This window comes from Rhodoferax sp. XS2R6, assembly GCF_056521365.1.
The window spans coordinates 838785-858523 of the sequence record NZ_JBWMAY010000002.1; the positions used below are offsets into that span (position 1 = coordinate 838785).

The following is a 19739-nucleotide window of genomic DNA, read 5'->3' on the forward strand; positions in this document are numbered from 1 at the left end:
AAGGGAAAAAGGGTTGAAAAACTCAGGAAACTCGGGATTTCACAAACTGGACGATGCGCTGCGCGGCTTCCACACACTCGGCGGCCTCGGCCACCAGCGCCATGCGGATGCGCTGCGCGCCCGGGTTGCTGCCATGGGCCTCGCGGGCCAGGTAGCTGCCGGGCAGAACGGTCACATTGTATTGAGCGAGCAGTTCACGCGCGAAATCGGCGTCGCTGCCCTCGACCTTGGCCCACAGGTAAAAGCCCGCGTCGGGCAGGGCCACGTCCATCACTTCCGCCAACATGGGGGTCACCTGGGCGAACTTGGCGCGGTACTGCGCGCGGTTCTCCACCACGTGGGCCTCGTCATCCCAAGCCGCCGCGCTGGCGGTTTGCACCACCATGCTCATGGCGCTGCCGTGGTAGGTGCGGTAGAGCAAAAATTGCTTGATCAGCTTGGCGTCACCTGCGCAAAAACCGCTGCGCATGCCCGGCACATTGCTGCGTTTGGACAGGCTGGTGAAGGACACTAGATTTTTGAAGTCGCTACGGCCCAGCTTGGCGGCCGCCTCCAGGCCCCCCAGCGGCGGCTCGTCGCGGAAGTAAATCTCGCTGTAGCACTCGTCGGACGCGATCACAAAGCCGTACTGGTCGCTCAGCGCAAACAGCTTGGCCCATTCGGACAGCGGCATCACCGCGCCGGCCGGGTTGCCGGGCGAGCACACGTAGAGCAGCTGGGTGCGCGCCCAGACGTCGGCTGGCACGCTGTCCCAGTCCTGCGCAAAGTTGCGCTCGGGCACCGACGGCACAAAGTAGGGCTGCGCGCCGCAAAGCAAGGCCGCGCCTTCGTAGATTTGGTAGAACGGGTTGGGGCACACCACTTGAACGGGCTCGCCCGCGTCGGCAAGCTCGGGGTTCACCACGGTCTGGGCAAAAGCAAACAGGGCTTCGCGCGATCCGTTGATGGGCAGCACCTGGGTGGCCGCGTCCAACTGCAAACCATAACGACGCTCCAGCCAGCGCACCATCGAATTGCGCAACTTGGCATCACCCGCGGTGGCGGGGTAAACCGACAGGCCGCCGTCCGCACTGCGGATGGCATCGCAGTAGGCATCCTTGATCAGGTCGGGGGTGGGGTGGCGGGGCTCGCCAATGCCCAAACTGATGGGGCGGTAGGCGGGGTTGGGGGTGATGGTGGAGAACAGCTGGCGCAGGCGTTCAAAGGGGTAGGCCTGCAGGCGCGACAAATTCGGGTTCATGGAGCGGCATTATCCCCTGAGTCTCTGGCGTGTTCGGGCCGCGCGCCGCTGGCAAGGCCGCCGTTTTCAGGCTGTAACGTTTGCCCGGGGCGGCATAGGAGATACAGCCCCTGCTACACAGTATCATCGGGGGCCATTCGTCAGTCATCGCTGACTGATTAATTCAATGAAATCAACTGCTTAGAGCAGATACCACCGATCCGTGCGCCTTAATTCCATCAAGTTATCCGGCTTCAAGTCCTTTGCGGAGCCCACCAACTTCCTGTTGCCAGGGCAACTGGTGGGCGTGGTGGGCCCCAACGGCTGCGGCAAATCCAACATCATGGATGCGGTGCGCTGGGTGCTGGGCGAAAGCAAGGCCAGCGAGCTGCGTGGCGAGTCCATGCAGGATGTGATCTTCAACGGCACCACCACGCGCAAGCCGGCCAGCCGCTCCAGCGTGGAGCTGGTGTTTGACAACGCCGACCACCGCGCCGGTGGCCAGTGGGGCCAGTTTGGCGAAATCGCCGTCAAGCGCGTGCTCACGCGCGACGGAACCAGCAGCTACTTCATCAACAACCAGCCCGTGCGCCGCCGCGACGTGCAAGACGTGTTCCTGGGCACCGGCCTGGGCCCGCGTGCCTACGCCATCATTGGCCAGGGCACGATTTCCCGCATCATCGAGTCCAAGCCCGAAGAGCTGCGCCTGTTTCTTGAAGAAGCCGCGGGTGTGTCCAAATACAAAGAGCGCCGCCGCGAGACCGAAAACCGCCTGTCCGACACCCGCGAAAACCTGACCCGCGTGGACGATATCCTGCGCGAGCTCAATACCAACCTCGAAAAGCTCGAAAAGCAGGCCGAGGTGGCCGCCAAATACAACGCGCTGCAGGCCGAAGTCACCCAGAAGCAGCACCAGCAGTGGTTCTTGAAGCGTGCCGAAGCCCTGGCCGACCAGGCCAAGGTCCAGTCCGAAGGGCTGGCAGCGGTCAACGCGCTGGAATCACGCATGGCCGACCTGCGCCACATCGAGGCCGACCTCGAAACCGTGCGCCAAGCCCACTACGCGGCCGGTGACCAGGTGAACCAGGCGCAGGGCTTGCTGTACGAGGCCAGCACCGACGTGGGCCGCCTGGAGGCCGAAATCCGCTTTGTCGTGGAAGGCCGCCAGCGTGTTGAGCAGCGCCTGGTGACGCTGAAAGACCAGATTGCTGAATGGGCCGTGCGCCGCGACGATGCACAGGCCGAGATTGAACGCCTGGCCGAACTGGCCGCCTTGGGCGAAGAGCAAACCGAGCTGCTGGCTGCCCAGGTGGAAGAGCAAGCCATGCAGCTGCCGGACATGGAAGAAGCCGTGGCCAAGGCGCAGAGCGCCGCCAACGACCAGCGTGGCAGTGTGGTGCAGGTGCAGCAGCAGATCCAGGTGTTGGCCGCGGAGCAGCGCAGCATCGAAGAACAAAGCCGCCAGCTCAACACCCGCCGCGACCGCCTGATGACAGACCGCAACGCGCTGTCTGCCCCCGACGAAGCGCGCCTGGTCAACCTGCAGGAGCAGCTGGAAGCCGCACAAGAAGCCAACCAGATTGCTGATGCCCGTCTGCACGAGTTGCAGGAGTCGGTGCCACAACTCGACGAAGCCCGCCGCACCCAGCAGCAAGCCGTGAACGACGAGTCTGCCAAGCAGGCCGACTTCTCGGCCCGCCTGGAGGCACTGAAAGCCTTGCAAGAGAAGGTGAAAACCGACGGCAAGCTGCAACCTTGGCTAGCCAAACACGGCCTGGGCCATTTGCAGGGGCTGTGGACGCGCATCCATATCGAACAGGGCTGGGAAAACGCGCTCGAAGGCGCACTGCGTGAACGCCTGGGCGCGCTGGAAGTGTCGCGATTGGAGATGCTGCGCGCCTTTGCGGTGGATGCGCCTCCCGCCAAGCTGGCCTTCTACACCCCACCCTCGGCTGCCGCACCCGAGCGAGCCAGTTCCTTGCCCCGTCTGTCCGACTTGCTGCGGGTGAACGATGCCGGCCAAAAGGCCGTGTTGACCGACTGGCTGCAGGGCTGCTACACCGCCGCCACGTTTGAAGATGCCTTGGCCCAGCGCGACAAGCTGCAGGCTGGCGAGAGTATCTACGTGAAGTCCGGCCATGTGGCCACGGCGCACAGTGTGAGTTTTTATGCGCAAGACAGCGAACAAGCCGGCCTGCTGGCCCGCGCGCAAGAAATTGAAAATCTGGAAAAACAGCTGCGTGCCCAGCAGCTGATTGCCGACGAATCCCGCGTAGCCCTGGCCCGCGCCGAGAGCGCCTATGCTGAAAGTGCCCAGCGCCTGGTCGGGGTGCGCCGCGAAGCCGCAGAGACCCAAAGCCGCGTCCATGAGCTGCAGGTAGAGACGCTGCGCCTGACCCAAATCCTGGAGCAAACCCGGGCTCGCAGCGCGCAGATCGAAGCCGATATGGCCGAGGTGGAAGCCCAGCTGGACGACCTGCAGGAACGCCGTGTGGAGGCAGAAGGCCGTTTCGAATCGTTGGACATGCAACTGGCCGACAGCCAGGAGCGCCATGCCCAACTGGAAGAACGCGTCATCGAAGGCCAGCGCAAGCTGGTGCAGTGCCGCGAGCAGCAGCGCAGCCTGGAGCGCCAGGCCCAAGAGGCCGTGTTTGCCCAGCGCAGCCTGCAGGCCCGTAACGCCGAACTCTCGCGTGCCATCGAAACCGCCGCGCAGCAAACACAAAACATCCTGTCTGAAGAGCAACGCGCGCAAGAAGAAATGGCGCGCCTGACCGATGCCGCCGCCCAGGCTGGCCTGCAAAACGCGCTGGCCCTGAAGCTGGAGCGCGAACAGGCCCTGGGCGCCAAGCGCAGCGAATACGACGACCTGACCGCCAAGTTGCGCGCCAGTGACGAGCGCCGCATGCAGCTGGAGCGCGAGCTGGAGCCGCTGCGCCAGCGCATCACCGAATTCCAGCTGAAGGAACAAGCTGCGCGCCTGGGCTTTGAGCAATTTGAAGCCCAATTGGTGGACGCCCAGGCCGATCTGGCAGCGATTGAGCAAAGCATCAAAGACGGCAATGTGCGCCTGTTCGGCATGCAGGGCGATATCGACCGCCTGCACCGCGAGATTGCCGCCCTAGGTGCCGTCAACCTGGCCGCACTGGACGAGCTGGCCGCCGCGCGCGAACGCAAACAGTTCCTGGACATGCAAAACGTGGACCTGACCCAGGCCATGAACACGCTGGAAGACGCGATCCGCAAGATCGACGCCGAAACGCGCGAGCTGCTGTCCGGCACCTTCGACCAGGTCAATATGCACTTTGGCCGCATGTTCCCCGAGCTGTTTGGCGGTGGCAATGCGCGCCTGGTGATTACCGGCGACGAGATTCTGGATTCCGGCGTGCAGGTGATTGCGCAGCCGCCCGGCAAAAAGAACCAGACGATCCACCTGCTGTCGGGTGGCGAAAAGGCGCTGACCGCGATTGCGCTGGTGTTCGCCATCTTCCAGCTCAACCCCGCACCGTTCTGTTTGCTGGACGAGGTGGACGCGCCGCTGGACGATGCCAACACGGAACGTTATGCCAAGCTGGTGTCCAGCATGAGCAAGAGCACGCAGTTCCTGTTCATCAGCCACAACAAGATTGCCATGGAAATGGCCGAGCAACTGATTGGCGTGACCATGCAGGAGCAGGGCGTTTCCCGTATCGTGGCCGTGGACATGGAGTCCGCCGTCACCCTGGCTGAACTGGCCTGACCTGCGGAGAGCCTCTCCCGCAACCCATACAAGATTCCAACGATGAGCAACTTACAACTCGGACTGGCCATTGCAGGTGGCGTGGTACTGGCCGCCGTGGTGGCCCACAGCGCCTGGACCTCGCGCCGCAACGCGCCGCGCCAGGCCCAACCCGAACCCGTGCAAGACACGCCCAGCCCGGTGGACCAGGAGCCCACGCTGTCTGACAGTGGGCTGGAGGCGCCCGCCTTCTCGCTGCCGCAACCCCCGCGTCGCCCGGTGATGGATTCGCTGATTGACGTGATTGCCACGGTGGCGCTGGACCCCAGTGTGCCTGCGGTGTCGGGCGAAGCGGCCTTGGCCGCCATGCCCACCACCCGGCGTGCTGGTACCAAGCCTTTTTCGATTGAGGGCTACAACCTCCACAGCATGGTGTGGGAATCTCCCATGCCCGGTCAGCGCTACGGCGGCTTCCAGGCCGGTGTGCAGTTGGCCAACCGTTCGGGCGCACTCAACGAAATCGAATACTCCGAGTTCGTGGTCAAGACCCAGGCCTTCGCCGACGCTATCAACGCCACGCCCGAGTTCCCCGAGATGCTGGACGAAGTGGCGCGTGCCCGCGAACTGGACCAGTTTGCCAGCGCGCACGATGCGCAGCTGGGCTTCACCATCCGCGCCCGCAATGCCTCGTGGAGCCCCGGTTACATCCACCAGAACGCCGCGCGCCTGGGTTTTGTGCCAGGCGTTATTCCAGGCCGTATGGTGCTGCCCGCCTCGCAGGAAGGCCTGCCACCTGTGCTGGTGCTGGGCTTTGACTCGCAGGCCGCGCTGGCCGACGACCCGGCCCAATCGGCCATCCGCGACATCAGCCTGCACCTGGATGTGGCGCAGGTGGACCGCGCCGAGCATGCCTTTGAGCGGATGCGCGAATCGGCCGCCGCCCTGGCCCAGGCCATGGAAGGCGTGGTGACGGACGACAACGGCCAGCCACTGCCCGCGCAGACCATGGACGTGATTGGCACCGAGCTGCAAACCTTGTACGACACGCTGGAGCAGCGTGACCTGGCCGCCGGGTCACCGTTGGCACGGCGTTTGTTCAGCTAATTTTTTTCTGGGTCAGGTATGGCGACGCTGGACTTGTTTTCTTCCGAGCCGGCCACGCCGGACCCCACTCCCGAGTACGTGCAACTGCAGGCCTTGCGCGCCCAGCTGCACCACCATGCGCACCAGTACTACGTGCTGGACACGCCCACGGTCCCCGACGCCGAGTACGACCGCTTGTTCCGCGAGTTGCAAGCCCTGGAGGCCGCGCACCCCGAGTGGTTGACACCCGACTCGCCCACCCAGCGCGTGGGCGGCAAGCCGCTGGACGCTTTTGCCACGGTGCGCCATGTGGTGCCCATGCTCAGCATCCGGACTGAGACTGACACCGAGTCCACCGGCGCCGAGGCCTTTGACGCCCGCGTGCGCAAGGAGCTGGAGCTGACCGAGACCGACGCACCGGTAGAGTACGTGGCCGAACTCAAGTTCGATGGCTTGGCCATGAGCTTGCGCTACGAGCAAGGTGTGCTGGTGCAGGCTGCCACGCGCGGTGATGGCGAATATGGCGAAGACGTCACGCAAAACATCCGCACGATTGGCCAGATTCCCTTGAAGTTGCCAGAGGGTGTGCCCGCCGTGCTGGAAGTGCGTGGTGAGGTCTATATGCGCCGCGACGATTTCGAGGCCATGAACGAGAAGCAGCGCGAGAAGGGTGAAAAGACTTTTGTGAACCCGCGCAACGCTGCCGCCGGCGCTGTGCGCCAGCTAGACCCCGGCATTGCGGCCCAGCGACCCTTGAGCTTTTTTGCTTACGGCTTGGGTGAGGTGACCCCGGCAGAGCAGGGCGGCCCGGCGTTCGCCACCCACTACGCCATGCTGCAAACCCTCAAATCATGGGGTTTTCCGGTTGCAGCCCAGGTAGATACTGCGCAAGGCGCTCCCGAATTGATAGCGTACCACCAGCGCATCGGTGCCTCGCGCGACCAACTTCCCTATGACATTGATGGTGTGGTTTACAAGGTCAACAGCCTGGCCCTGCAGCGCCAGCTGGGCTTTGTGACGCGTGAACCTCGCTGGGCCGTGGCACACAAATACCCGGCGCAGGAGCAAATCACCAAGGTGCTGGGTATTGACGTGCAGGTGGGCCGCACCGGCAAGCTCACACCCGTGGCGCGCCTCGACCCGGTGTTTGTGGGCGGCACCACGGTGTCCAACGCGACGCTGCACAACCTGTTTGAGCTGCGGCGCAAGAGGGTGCGGGTAGGCGACAGCGCCATCGTGCGCCGTGCCGGCGATGTGATTCCTGAAGTGGTGGGCATTGTGAGCACCGGCCCGCGCGCCAGCTACGTGCCCAACTTTCGCATGCCCCGCACCTGCCCCATCTGTGGCAGCGTCGTGGTGCGCGAAAAGACCGAGATGAACCACCGTTGCAGCGGCGGCCTGTTCTGCCCGGCCCAGCGCAAACAGGCCATCTTGCACTATGCGCAGCGCCGTGCGGTGGAGGTGGAGGGCTTGGGTGAAAAGCTGGTGGATCAGCTGGTGGAGAGCAACACCATCCGCACGCTGCCCGACCTCTACAAACTGGGCCTGAGCACCCTGGCCGCCCTGGACCGCATGGCCGAAAAGTCAGCCCAAAACATTGTGGACGCGTTGGAAAAATCCAAGCAGACCACGCTGCCGCGCTTTCTGTTTGGCCTGGGTATTCGCCATGTGGGCGAGGCCACCGCCAAGGAGTTGGTGCGCCACTTCGGCACCTTGGACGCCATCATGGATGCTTCCGAGGAAGCCCTGACCGGTGTGAGCGACGTGGGACCCATCGTTGCCAAAAGCCTGCACACCTTTTTTGCGCAGGCGCACAACCGCGAGGTGGTGGAGCAGCTGCGCGCCTGTGGCGTGACCTGGGTAGAGGGTGAAGCCGCGGCGCAAGCGCCCAAGCCCCTGGCGGGCAAGACCTTTGTGCTGACCGGTACCTTCCCCACCCTGAGCCGGGACCAAGCCAAAGACCTGCTGGAAGCCGCCGGTGCCAAGGTGGCTGGCTCGGTCAGCAAGAAAACCAGCTATGTGGTGGCAGGGGCGGAGGCTGGTAGCAAGCTCGACAAAGCCCAAGAACTGGGCGTGCCGGTGCTGGACGAAGCGGCCATGCTGGCACTGCTGCAGGCCCAGCCTGAGTGACCGCACTTTGCCCCGCGGCTCAGGTCTGGGTGGGAAGGGACTCCGGCCGCCGCCACAGCCAAATTAGCACCGTGGCCATGCAGGCAATGGCAGCTACGGCGGCCCACAGCTTGGGAACCGTGAACAGCAACAACACTGCACTGGCGGACATAACCCCGGTGGCGCCCCATTTGGCCTTGCGACTGACCACGCCCCCCTGGCGCCAGTCGCGCAGCATCTGGCCAAACAGGCGGTGCTGTTCCAGCCAGGCCAGCAGGCGCGGGGAGCTGCGGGCCGCTGCCCATGCGGCCAGCAAAATGAAGGGCGTGGTGGGCAGCACCGGCAAAAACATGCCCAGAAAACCGAGTGCCAGACTCACCACCGCCAGCGCGCGCAACAGCCACTGCAGCCAGCGTGGTAGCGGTGGGTGTGCTGTGGCGGGTGGGGGATTGGGTGGCGCAAACATGCCCCGGATTGTGCCGGGCGAACAGAAAGGCAAACCATGACAGTGCGTGAAATTTTGAAGATGGGCGACCCACGCCTGCTGCGCGTGGCGCAACCGGTAACCGCATTCGACAGCGATGCCTTGCACCTGTTGATCACCGACCTGCTGGACACCATGCGGGCCGCCAACGGGGCTGGATTGGCGGCGCCGCAAATTGGCGTAGACCTTCAGGTCGTCATTTTTGGCTCCAACGATCGCAACCCGCGCTACCCGGACCGCCCCATCGTGCCGCCCACCGTGTTGTGTAACCCAGTTATCACGCCGCTGGGTGAGGCTGAAGAAAGTGACTGGGAGGGTTGCCTGTCGGTGCCAGGTCTGCGTGGCTTGGTGCCACGCTGGTCGCACATTCGCTACACCGGGTTTGACCAGTATGGAGACGCTATCGACCGCACGGTGGAGGGCTTCCACGCACGTGTGGTGCAGCACGAATGTGACCACCTGTGGGGCAAGCTCTACCCCATGCGCATGCGGGACTTCAGCCAGTTTGGCTACACCGAGGTTCTGTTCCCCGGGATCGCAGCTGCAGAAGACGATTGAGGCGGTGGACTGCTATTTAATTAGTAGCTGCTCGCGCACATTCCGCAAGGGCTAGGGCCCTAAAAGACTCTAAATCCACGGGTTTGTATCAGGGTGGCGCACAGGCGCATTTGGCGCTAAGCTGGGGCACCATGATGCACGTCTGGTTCCACCCATGAGCGAGCCCGGTCGCCCCCTGTTGGCCGGTCTGGGTATTGGCCCCCGGATCGTGGTGGTGTTTGCGTTGGTGTTTGGTTGCATGGGTAGCCTGGGCTTGCTGCTGATGAAAAACAGCCTGCTGCCCACTTTTGACAACATGGAGCGCAACTTTGCGCTGGACAGCGCCAAGCGCGTGGTCAGCGGCTTTGACGAGCAGATGTCGACCGTGAGCGCGCTCAACCACGACTGGGCGTTTTGGGATCAGCTCTACCGCCACATGCAAAGGCCCGACACCGTCTTCGAGCGCAGCAATATTGGCCAAGAGGCTATGCAAAGCTCCAACCTCCATGCCATTTTGCTGATGAATCTGCAGGGCCAGGTGCATGGCTTTGGCGCCCGGGCGTTTGGCGGTGGCACCGTGGCCCAGGCGGGTGATCTGGTGGCCCCACTGCTGCGGCGTTGGGCCAGGCAGCCGCAGCAAGCGGGGCGTACTGCGTGTGGCCTGGCGCGCCTGCAAAACGCGCTGTGCGTGGTCTGCTGGACCGGCATTGTGCAAAGCAACGGCATGGGCCCGGCGGTGGGAACGGTGGTGATGGCGCGCGAACTGGATGCCCGCACGCTGGAGGTGATGGCCCAGTACGCCGGCGCGGCCTTCACGGTCGAGAACACGGCCGCCCAGCCGGCCGAGACCGAGGTGGCCGCTGTAGCTTGGAAGCTGCCCGATTTCAACTACCTCCAACACGGCGACTTGCAGGCGCAGTTTGCGCCCGAAGCCATTACCCTGAAGTACCTGTTACAGGACCTGGAGGCCCAACCTCTGGCCTGGGTGCGCATCCACATGGACCGCAAGCTCATGGCACAGGGCCAGCGCGTGATCAAGGACGTGCTGGTGCAGCTGGCCGTGGTGGCCCTAGCCACCGGCTTGGTGCTGCTGATCACGGTGCACTGGTGGCTGGTGCGCCCGATTGCCCGTTTGCGCCTGGATGTGGCTGAACTCAGCGCCACCCGGCGCTGGGAGCAAACCTTGGCCTACGATCGGCCGGATGAAATTGGCGCTCTGACGCAAGGCATCAACGGCCTCCTAGCGGTGCTGCGGGAGCAGGTGGGCACGCTGGAAACGCTCTCCAGCACCGATGCACTCACCGGCATTGCCAACCGCCGCCAGTTTGACGAGCGCCTGGCCCACGAGCTGGTGCGCTTGGGGCGGCGTACAGAGCCTTTGTCTTTGTTGCTGCTGGATGTAGACCACTTCAAGCTCTACAACGACCGTTATGGCCACCCCGAGGGGGACGCGGTGTTGCGCCAGCTAGGCGCCTTGTTGCGCGCGAGTTGCCGTCAGCAAGATTTGCCGGCCCGCCTGGGCGGCGAAGAATTTGCCCTGCTGCTGCCCGATACCGGCGATGCCGGTGCTGCGGCCATGGCCGACAAGGTCATGAAAGCACTGGCTGCGTTGGCCATACGTCACGACAGCTCCCCCACAGCCCCCCACGTCACGGTCAGCATTGGCATTGCCACTTGGTCCAGCGTGCTGGCGGGTGGGCCGGCGGAGTTGTTTGCCCAGGCCGACAAGGCGCTGTACGCGGCCAAACACGGTGGCCGCATGCGGGCCTGCGTGTACGGCACGCCTGCAGTGCCTAGGCTTTGAGGGCGTCCAGCAGCTCGGTTTCGATCTCGATCTGGGCGCGGTTGTGCTGCAGCTGCGGGCCGTGGATGAGAAAGGTATCTTCCACACGTTCACCCAGTGTGGCCACCTTGGCCAGTTGCACCACGATGTTGTGGCGCGCCAGCACGCGGGCCACGCTGTAGAGCAGGCCCAGGCGGTCGCTGGCCGAGATATTGAGCAGCCAGCGCTGCGCTTTTTCGTCGGGCTTGAGCGACACACGCGGCGCAATCGGGAAACTCTTGACCCGGCGTGAGACCCGGCCCCGGCTGGGCGCGGGCAGGGGGCCGGCTTCGGCAATGGCCTGTGCCAGCCCGGTTTCCAGCAGGCTGGTCATCTCGCGGTAGTGCTCGTCCATGTCGGCCGTGGTCACCACTTGGAAGGTGTCCAGCGCATAACCTTGGTGGGTGGTGTGGACGCGCGCATCCAGAATGCTGAAGCCACCCTGGTCAAAGTAGCCACAGATGCGGGCAAACAAATCGGGCTGGTCTTGGGTGTAGACCAGCACCTGCAGGCCTTCGCCCACGGGCGAGCGACGCGCCCGCACGATGGGCTGCGGGGTGCCCACGTGGCGCGAGAGTTGTTTGGTGTGCCAGGCAATGTCGGCCGCGTCGTGGCGCATGAAATAACTCACGTCCAGCGTGTCCCACAGCGGCTTGTGCGCTTCAAACGGCATGGCGTACAGCGCAATCATCACCAAGGCCTCCCGCTTGCGGGCCTCCACCTCGGCATCGGGGTCGGGCGCACGGCCACCCAACACGCGGGCGGTGTACTTGTACAGGTCTTCCAGCAGCTTGCCCTTCCAGGCATTCCACACCTTGGGGCTGGTGCCGCGGATGTCGGCCACGGTCAGCAGGTACAGCGCGGTCAGGTAACGTTCGTTGCCCACGCGTTTGGCAAAAGCGGCGATCACCTCAGGGTCCGACAGGTCGGACTTCTGCGCAATGCGGCTCATGGTCAGGTGCTCGCCGACCAAAAATTCGATGAGTTGGGAATCTTCGGCGGCAATGCCATGCTGCTTGCAGAAGCGGCGTGCCTCGTCCACGCCCAGCTCCGAGTGGTCGCCACCGCGGCCTTTGGCAATGTCGTGGAACAGGGCGGCCACGTACAGAATCCAGGGCTTGTCCCAGCCCGAGGCCAGTTGCGAGCAAAACGGGTACTCGTGCGCATGTTCTCCCATGAAGAAGCGCCGCGCATTGCGCAGCACCATCAGGATGTGCTGGTCCACGGTGTAGACGTGGAACAGGTCGTGCTGCATCTGGCCCACGATCTTGCGGAACACCCAGAGGTAACGCCCCAGCACCGAGGTCTGGTTCATCAAGCGCATGGCATGGGTAATGCCTTCGGGCGCCTGCATGATTTGCAGGAAGGTGGCGCGGTTGACCGGGTCGCTGCGGAACTTGGCGTCCATCAGGTCACGTGCGTTGTACAGCGCGCGCAGCGTGCGTGCCGACAGGCCTTTCACGCCCACCGTGGTCTGGTAAATCAGAAAGGTTTCCAGAATCGCGTGGGGGTTGCGGCGGTACAGGTCGTCGCTGGCCACGTCGATCATGCCGGCCTTGTCGTTGAAATGCGCATTGATGCGGCGTGGCGCATGCGTGGAGGGGTTGAGCCGCTCCTCAATGTTCAACAACAAAATCTGGTTGAGCTGGGTCACCGCTTTGGCAGCCCAGTAATACCGCTTCATCAGCGCTTCGCTGGCGCGCACAAAGTTGCGCTTGTTCGGGTCGGGGGCCAGGGTGATGTAGCCAAACGACTCGGCCACAGCGGTTTGCATGTCAAAGATCAGGCGGTCTTCGCGCCGGTTGGCAATCAGGTGCAGGCGCGCGCGAATCAGCAGCAGCAGGGTCTCGTTGCGCTGGATCTGCTTGACCTCGAAATCCGTCGCCAGGCCGCTGGCCGCTAGGTCGGCCCAGTCCTTGCCATAGCCCGCCGCCTTGGCCACCCACAAGATCACCTGCAGGTCGCGCAGGCCACCGGGCGACTCTTTGCAGTTGGGCTCCAGCGAGTAGGGCGTGTCTTCAAACTTGGTGTGGCGCTGGCGCATTTCCAGCGTTTTGGCCACAAAAAATGCCTTGGGGTCCATGGCCGCAAAAAAGGCCTGCTGGAACTGGGCCACCAGCGCCTGGTTGCCCGTGATGAGGCGGCACTCCAGCAGCGCGGTTTGCACCGTCACGTCTTTTTCGGCCTCGGCCAGGCAGTCGGCCAGGGTGCGCACGCTGGAGCCAATTTCCAGGCCCACGTCCCAGCAGCTACCAATAAAGGCTTCGATTTTCTTTTTCAGTTCGGCGTCAAACTCGGGCGACTGGCCGTCGGGCAGCAGTACCAGTACATCCACATCCGAGTGCGGGAACAGCTCGCCGCGGCCAAAACCACCTACTGCCAGCAGGGCAAAGGGTTCACCCAGCCCGGCCTGCTGCCACAGGCGCACCAGCACGCTGTCGGTAAGCTGGGACATGCGTTGCAGCACCTTGCGCACGGCGCGCCCGGTCGATTGGGGCGCCGCAATGGTTTGCAGTAACTGCGCTTTGTGCGCGCGGTACTCGGCGCGCAGGGCCTGCAGCTCGGTCATGGGGTTTGGGAACTCAGGCGTTGACGAAGGCCGGGGTGGCCGGACTGCCTGCCGACAGCGTCATCACCTCGTAGCCGGTAGGAGTCACCAGCACGGTGTGCTCCCACTGGGCGGAGAGCGAGCGGTCTTTGGTGACGATGCTCCAACCGTCTTTTTCAGGGCCGTCCTTGATGTCCTTGCCACCGGCGTTGATCATGGGCTCGATGGTGAAGGTCATGCCTTCCACCAGCTTTTCCAGCGTGCCGGGGCGGCCGTAATGCAGCACCTGCGGCTCTTCGTGGAAGATGCGGCCAATGCCGTGGCCGCAGAACTCGCGCACCACGCTAAAGCCCTGGCCTTCGGCAAATTTCTGGATCGCATGGCCGATGTCGCCCAGGTGGATGCCGGGTTTGACCATTTTGATGCCGTGCCACATCGCGTCGTAGGTGATGGCGCACAGGCGCTTGGCGGCAATCGATACCTCGCCAACCATGAACATGCGGCTGGTGTCGCCGTGCCAGCCATCTTTAATGACGGTGACGTCGATGTTGACGATGTCGCCCTTTTTGAGCTGCTTGTCGTTGGGGATGCCGTGGCAGACTTGGTGGTTGACCGAGGTGCAGATGGACTTGGGGTAGGGGATGTTGCCGCCGCCGGTGTAATTGAGCGGGGCGGGAATGCCGCCTTGGACCTGGGTGATGAAGTCGTGCGCCAGCTTGTCGAGTGCGTTGGTGGTGACGCCGGGCTGGACGAAGGGGGTGAGGTAGTCCAGAACTTCGGAGGCCAGCTTGCCCGCCACGCGCATGCCTGCAACGCCGTCCGCGTCTTTGTAGGTGATAGTCATGGGGCGGGATTATCCCAGACCCGATGCGTTTGCGTCTTTCGTTGCCGTTAGCATTGTGGTTTTCAGGGAGAAGAAGATGAAACGTATTCTTGTGGCGTCGCTGATTGCGGCGTGTTCATTGGTCTCGCATGCGGCGGCCCCCAGCCAGCAGTCCATTGAGTTGTTGCTGAACCTGGTCCAGGTAGAGAAGATGATGGATTCGGTACGGCCCCAAATCCAGGGCCTGATGAAGTCCAGCATGGAGCAGGCCCTGGCAGGCAAAAAACCCACGGCAGAAGAGCAGAAAGTATTGGATCGCTACGTGGCCAGATCGTCAGAGATCATGGGCGAAACCTTGACCCCAGAGCTGATGAAATCGATCAACCTGCAGCTGTATTCCAAGTATTTCACCCAAGAAGAAGTGGATGGAATGATTGCCTTCTACCAAAGCCCGACGGGGCAGTCCATGATTGCAAAAATGCCTCAGGTCATGCAGGGCGTCATGGCCGCCATGCCCGCTCTGTTGAGCCCGATGATGGAAAAGATACGTGTGGCGGGTGAACAACTGGCGAATGATCTGCGCGCCCTGCAGAAGAAGCCGGGCAAAGCAGGCAACTGATCGCCGGGCTTAGGCGGCATTCAAGCGGGCTGGGTCAGCGGTGTCAGCTGCCCAGCGGCGCGGGCATGGTCATGGGGGTTTTGCGGCGTGGCACGTGTTGCTCGTCGAGCAGGCGTTCGATGCGCTCAAACACCTCCAGCCGCGAGAAGGGTTTCTTCATGAAATCGTCCGCACCAATGGCGCTGCCGAAGAACTGCTCGGTGGCCTGCTCGTTGCCGCTGATCATGATGACCGGAATGGCACGGGTTAGCGCATTGCGGCGCAGCACCCGCAGGGCCGAAAAACCGTTCATCTGCGGCAGCACGATGTCCAGAAAAATCAGGTCTGGCGGATCGGCCATCACCATGGCCAGGCCGTTTTCGGCATCGCCGGCAATGCGCACATTCAGGCCAATGCTTTGCAAGATCTTGCGCAAGGCCGCGCATACGGTGGCCGAGTCGTCAATCACCACAATGCGCAGATCGGTCCGGGCATTGAGCCGCGGACGAACGCGCCGCTCGGGCAGATGCCCGGTGGGGTCGATGATGGGCAAAGGGGCCGCCGGGGCCGAGGGCGCCTGGAAAAGATTGCGAAATTTGGATAAAAGCGCCACTGACATTTCTCCGGTTGGCGGGACGGGCTTGCGCCCTGCCTAAATTGTGCGCCCGGGAAAGGCCTTCTGTCGCCCCAAAGCCCGCCGCACAGCCAGTTAAAATCACCGCTCACCCATCCAGCCCTTCGGGCACGCTTCATCTTTCCTAGGCCACCACCGTGACCCTGCACATCACTTCTTTCGAAGGCGGCAACGCCCTGAGCAATTTCCGCGTTCAACAGCTTTTGCCGCTTCTGCAGGGCGTGCATGACAAGATTTCGGGCATTTCTGCCCGATTTGTGCATCTGGTGGCCACCGAAACCCCGCTGGAGCAGCCCCTGGCCACCAAACTGGCCGCCTTGCTGACCTATGGCGACCCCTACACCGGTCCCGTGGACGGTGCCAGCATCGTGGTCAGCCCCCGTTTTGGCACCCTGAGTCCTTGGGCGTCCAAAGCGACCGACATTGCCCACAACTGCGGTTTTGCCGTTAAACGTATCGAGCGCCTGGTGGAATACCGCCTGACGCTGAAGAACGGCCTGCTGTCCAAGACCGCGCTGACAGCCGAGCAACTGCAGGCCGTGGCCGCGCTGCTGCACGACCGCATGACCGAAAGCGCCATGCTGGACCGCGCCCAGGCGCAGGAGCTGTTCAACGCCCTGCAACCCGCGCCCATGGACCATGTGGATGTGCTGGGCGGTGGCAAGGATGCGCTGGTGAAAGCCAACACCCAGTTCGGCCTGGCCCTGGCCGCCGACGAGATTGACTACTTGGTCAACGCCTTCACCACGCTGGGCCGCAACCCGACCGATGTAGAGCTGATGATGTTCGCGCAGGCCAATAGCGAACACTGCCGCCACAAGATTTTCAACGCCCAGTTCACCATCGACGGCGTGGCGCAGGACAAGAGCATGTTCGGCATGATCCGCAACACGCACCAACTGGCGCCACAGTACATGCTGGTGGCGTACTCGGACAACGCCTCGGTCATGGAAGGCGTGCAGGTTGAGCGTTTTGTGGCCAAATCGGCCTCCGGCCCCCGTGAAATCAGCGCGGCAAGCTATGAAAAGCGTAGCGAAACCAACCATATTCTGATGAAGGTGGAGACCCACAACCACCCGACCGCCATCTCTCCGTTCCCCGGCGCCTCCACTGGCGCAGGCGGTGAAATCCGCGACGAGGGCGCCACCGGCCGGGGCTCCAAGCCCAAGGCGGGCCTGACCGGCTTCACTGTATCCAAGCTCTGGGGCAGCACGATGGGCAAGCCCGAGCACATTGCCAGCCCGCTGCAAATCATGGTCGAAGGCCCGCTGGGTGGCGCAGCGTTCAACAACGAATTTGGTCGTCCCAACCTGCTGGGCTATTTCCGCGAATACGAGCAGACGGTGGCCAGCGACGTGGACACCGTGGCACGTGGTTACCACAAGCCCATCATGATCGCCGGTGGTCTGGGCATCATCGATGCGGGCCAGACGCACAAGATCGAATTCCCCGCTGGCAGCCTGCTGATCCAACTGGGCGGCCCCGGCATGCGCATCGGCATGGGTGGCAGCGCCGCCAGCTCGATGGCCACGGGCGCCAACGCGGCTGAGCTGGACTTTGACTCTGTGCAGCGCGGCAACCCCGAGATCGAGCGCCGTGCACAAGAGGTGATCAACCAGAGCTGGATGCAGGGCGACAAGAACCCGATACTGGCGATCCACGACGTGGGCGCGGGTGGCTTGAGTAACGCCTTCCCCGAGTTGACCAACGACGCGGGACGTGGTGCACGCTTTGACCTGCGCGCAGTCAAGCTTGAAGAGTCCGGCATGGCGCCCAAGGAAATCTGGTGCAACGAGAGCCAGGAACGCTATGTGATGGCGATTGCGCCCGAGTCGCTGGAACAGTTCCAGGCGCTGTGCGAGCGCGAGCGTTGCCCGTTTGCCGTCATTGGCGTGGCGACCGAAGAGCGCCAGTTGCAATTGGTGGACGAGGGCGCTGAATCTCCCGTCGACATGCCGATGAATGTGCTGCTGGGCAAGCCGCCCAAGATGCACCGTGATGTGAAGACCGTGGCGCGCACGTTCAAGCCGCTGGACCTGACCGGCGTGGACATCCAGAAGGCCGTCATCGACGTGCTGGCCCACCCCACCGTCGCCTCCAAGCGTTTCCTGATCACCATTGGCGACCGCACCGTCGGTGGCCTGACCCACCGCGACCAGATGGTGGGCCCCTGGCAAGTGCCGGTGGCAGACTGCGCGGTCACGCTGGCCGACTTCAAGGGTTTTGCCGGGGAAGCCATGTCCATGGGCGAACGCACGCCGCTGGCCGCGCTCAACGCGCCTGCGTCCGGCCGTATGGCGGTGGCCGAGGCGATTACCAATTTGCTGGCTGCGCCGATTGAGCTGCCACGCGTCAAACTGTCCGCCAACTGGATGGCCGCCTGTGGCGAGCCCGGTGAAGACGCTGCGCTGTACGCCACGGTCAAGGCCGTGGGCATGGAGCTGTGCCCAGCCCTGGGCATTTCCATCCCAGTGGGCAAGGACAGCCTGTCCATGCGCACGCAATGGAAAGACGAGGGCAAGGACAAGAAGATCACTTCCCCCGTGTCCCTGATCGTGAGCGGCTTTGCCACGCTGCAAGACGTGCGTGGCACGCTGACCCCGCAACTCAATGCCACCGATGACACCACCCTGGTTCTGATCGACCTGGGCAAAGGCCAACACCGCATGGCCGCCAGCATCCTGGCGCAAACCCTGGAGCAGACCGGTGACACCGTGCCCGATCTGGACGACGCCAAGGACCTGGTGAACCTGGTCAACGCCGTGAACGCACTGCGCGCCAAGGGCCAGGTGCTGGCCTACCACGACCGCGGTGACGGCGGCTTGCTGGCTACCGTGGCCGAGATGGCCTTTGCCGGTCGTGTGGGCGTGGCGCTGAATGTCGACATGCTGGTCACCGAAGGCGACGGCATTTCCGATAGCCGCATGGACGTGGGCGACAGCAAAAACTGGGCAGGGCAGGTGGGTGCGCGCCGCGAGGAACTGACGCTCAAGGCCCTGTTCAGCGAAGAACTGGGGGTGGTGCTGCAGGTGCGCACCGCGGAACGCAGTGAAGTGATGGCGACCTTGCGTGAGCATGGTCTGTCCAAGTTCAGCCACTTCATCGGCAAGACACGCCCAGCCACAGACGCGATTGCAGCAGGCAAGGGCGAACTGCAAATCTGGCGCGACGCCGAGAGCATCTTCAGCGCCAAGCTGGCCGACCTGCACCAGGTGTGGGACGCCGTGAGCTGGAAGATTGCCCAGCAGCGCGACAACCCCGTGTGTGCCGATGCCGAGCACGCCGCAGCAGGTGCCGAAAACGACCCCGGTCTGCACGTTTACATGCCAAATAGTGCTCTGGCCCTCGTGGAGTCTGCGCAAGCAGCTATCAAAACGGGAGCGCCTGCGATTGTGGGAAGCCGCCCCAAGGTGGCCGTGCTACGTGAGCAGGGCGTCAACTCGCATGTGGAAATGGCCTACGCCTTTACCGAAGCCGGCTTTGAAGCCTACGACGTGCACATGACCGACCTGCAAACCGGCCGTGCCAAGCTGGCCGATTTCAAGGGCGTGGTGGCCTGCGGTGGCTTCAGCTACGGCGACACACTGGGCGCTGGCATTGGCTGGGCACGCAGCATCACCTTCAACGACGGCCTGTCCGACCAGTTCAAGGCTTTCTTTGCTCGCCAGGACACGTTCGGCCTGGGCGTGTGCAACGGCTGCCAGATGTTTGCCGAGCTGGCGGACATCATCCCCGGCGCACAAGACTGGCCGCGTTTCACCACCAACCAGAGCGAGCGCTTTGAGGCGCGCCTGTCGCTGGTGGAAGTGCTGGAGTCGCCCAGCCTGTTCTTCAAGGACCTGGCCGGCATGCGCCTGCCGATTGCCGTGGCCCACGGTGAGGGCTTTGCCAACTTCAAGTACCGCGGCAATGCGGACAAGGCGATTGCAGCCATGCGCTACGTGGATAACAGCGGTGCGGCCACCGAAGCCTACCCGTTCAACCCCAACGGCAGCCCTGGCGGACTGACCGCGGTGACCACGGCCGACGGCCGTTTTACGGCCATGATGCCGCACCCCGAGCGTGTGTTCCGCAACGTGCAGATGAGCTGGACCGACCTGGACCAGAACGCGCACAGCCCGTGGATGCAGCTCTGGCACAACGCGCGCAAGTGGGTGGCCTAAA

General features: G+C 63.5%; 12 protein-coding genes. 7 read left to right on the forward strand and 5 right to left on the reverse strand.

Annotated features, from left to right (window positions below; translation table 11 throughout):
* Positions 1-22: 22 nt before the first annotated feature.
* Complete coding sequence (gene dapC / locus AC097A_RS10450; RefSeq protein WP_479620770.1) at positions 23-1240, reverse strand: succinyldiaminopimelate transaminase; 1218 nt, start codon at positions 1238-1240, stop codon at positions 23-25.
* Positions 1241-1442: 202 nt separating this feature from the next.
* Here dapC and smc point away from each other — a divergent pair, with 202 nt between their 5' ends.
* Genes smc through ligA form a run of 3 tightly spaced genes read left to right on the forward strand, consistent with a single transcriptional unit; the run spans position 1443 to position 8150 of the window.
* Positions 1443-4958 carry a chromosome segregation protein SMC gene (smc, locus tag AC097A_RS10455; RefSeq protein ID WP_479620771.1) on the forward strand — a complete coding sequence of 1172 codons (3516 nt, stop codon included), beginning with the start codon at positions 1443-1445 and terminating at the stop codon, positions 4956-4958.
* 42 nt (positions 4959-5000) lie between these two features.
* Positions 5001-6041: a cell division protein ZipA C-terminal FtsZ-binding domain-containing protein gene (locus tag AC097A_RS10460; RefSeq protein WP_315479159.1), complete on the forward strand. Its 1041-nt coding sequence runs from the start codon at positions 5001-5003 to the stop codon at positions 6039-6041.
* An 18-nt stretch (positions 6042-6059) separates the two neighbouring features.
* The gene (ligA, locus tag AC097A_RS10465) at positions 6060-8150 is read left to right on the forward strand and encodes an NAD-dependent DNA ligase LigA (RefSeq protein WP_479620772.1); all 2091 of its coding nucleotides are present in this window, start codon (positions 6060-6062) and stop codon (positions 8148-8150) included.
* Positions 8151-8169: 19 nt separating this feature from the next.
* Here the strand turns inward: ligA and AC097A_RS10470 are convergent, their stop codons facing one another.
* Positions 8170-8595, reverse strand: a complete 426-nt coding sequence (locus AC097A_RS10470; RefSeq protein ID WP_479620773.1) for a YbaN family protein — start codon at positions 8593-8595, stop codon at positions 8170-8172.
* A 36-nt stretch (positions 8596-8631) separates the two neighbouring features.
* On the opposite strand from AC097A_RS10470, the gene def reads away from it, so the two are divergent.
* Both def and AC097A_RS10480 read left to right on the forward strand, forming a co-directional pair.
* A complete protein-coding gene (gene def / locus AC097A_RS10475) occupies positions 8632-9171 on the forward strand; it encodes a peptide deformylase (RefSeq protein ID WP_479620774.1) in 540 nt (179 codons plus the stop codon).
* Between the two features lie 154 nt (positions 9172-9325).
* On the forward strand, positions 9326-10954 hold the full coding sequence (locus AC097A_RS10480; protein WP_479620775.1) for a sensor domain-containing diguanylate cyclase: 1629 nt from the start codon (positions 9326-9328) through the stop codon (positions 10952-10954).
* On the opposite strand, the gene AC097A_RS10485 is transcribed toward AC097A_RS10480, so the two are convergent.
* Both AC097A_RS10485 and map read right to left on the reverse strand, forming a co-directional pair.
* Positions 10944-13541, reverse strand: coding sequence for a [protein-PII] uridylyltransferase (locus AC097A_RS10485; RefSeq protein ID WP_479620776.1), 2598 nt, complete (start codon positions 13539-13541; stop codon positions 10944-10946). The two genes, AC097A_RS10480 and AC097A_RS10485, sit on opposite strands and share 11 nt — an antisense overlap.
* A gap of 13 nt (positions 13542-13554) precedes the next feature.
* The gene (gene map / locus AC097A_RS10490) at positions 13555-14364 is read right to left on the reverse strand and encodes a type I methionyl aminopeptidase (protein WP_479620777.1); all 810 of its coding nucleotides are present in this window, start codon (positions 14362-14364) and stop codon (positions 13555-13557) included.
* 76 nt (positions 14365-14440) lie between these two features.
* Between map and AC097A_RS10495 the strand changes: the two genes are divergently transcribed.
* Positions 14441-14962 carry a DUF2059 domain-containing protein gene (locus AC097A_RS10495; protein WP_315493443.1) on the forward strand — a complete coding sequence of 174 codons (522 nt, stop codon included), beginning with the start codon at positions 14441-14443 and terminating at the stop codon, positions 14960-14962.
* Between the two features lie 43 nt (positions 14963-15005).
* Here AC097A_RS10495 and AC097A_RS10500 read toward each other — a convergent pair whose 3' ends face one another.
* Positions 15006-15554 (reverse strand): response regulator, encoded by a 549-nt coding sequence (locus tag AC097A_RS10500; RefSeq protein ID WP_315848257.1) that lies wholly within the window; start codon positions 15552-15554, stop codon positions 15006-15008.
* Positions 15555-15712: 158 nt separating this feature from the next.
* Between AC097A_RS10500 and purL the strand changes: the two genes are divergently transcribed.
* The gene (gene purL / locus AC097A_RS10505) at positions 15713-19738 is read left to right on the forward strand and encodes a phosphoribosylformylglycinamidine synthase (RefSeq protein ID WP_479620778.1); all 4026 of its coding nucleotides are present in this window, start codon (positions 15713-15715) and stop codon (positions 19736-19738) included.
* The last annotated feature ends 1 nt before the right edge of the window (position 19739 follow it).

What these genes read in the sequence shown, in the direction of transcription:
- dapC (WP_479620770.1), bottom strand. Translation starts at nt 1,240, where the DNA reads ATGAACCCGAATTTGTCGCGCCTGCAGGCCTACCCCTTTGAACGCCTG.
- AC097A_RS10460 (WP_315479159.1), top strand. Translation starts at nt 5,001, where the DNA reads ATGAGCAACTTACAACTCGGACTGGCCATTGCAGGTGGCGTGGTACTG.
- ligA (WP_479620772.1), top strand. Translation starts at nt 6,060, where the DNA reads ATGGCGACGCTGGACTTGTTTTCTTCCGAGCCGGCCACGCCGGACCCC.
- AC097A_RS10470 (WP_479620773.1), bottom strand. Translation starts at nt 8,595, where the DNA reads ATGTTTGCGCCACCCAATCCCCCACCCGCCACAGCACACCCACCGCTA.
- def (WP_479620774.1), top strand. Translation starts at nt 8,632, where the DNA reads ATGACAGTGCGTGAAATTTTGAAGATGGGCGACCCACGCCTGCTGCGC.
- AC097A_RS10480 (WP_479620775.1), top strand. Translation starts at nt 9,326, where the DNA reads ATGAGCGAGCCCGGTCGCCCCCTGTTGGCCGGTCTGGGTATTGGCCCC.
- AC097A_RS10485 (WP_479620776.1), bottom strand. Translation starts at nt 13,541, where the DNA reads ATGACCGAGCTGCAGGCCCTGCGCGCCGAGTACCGCGCGCACAAAGCG.
- map (WP_479620777.1), bottom strand. Translation starts at nt 14,364, where the DNA reads ATGACTATCACCTACAAAGACGCGGACGGCGTTGCAGGCATGCGCGTG.
- AC097A_RS10495 (WP_315493443.1), top strand. Translation starts at nt 14,441, where the DNA reads ATGAAACGTATTCTTGTGGCGTCGCTGATTGCGGCGTGTTCATTGGTC.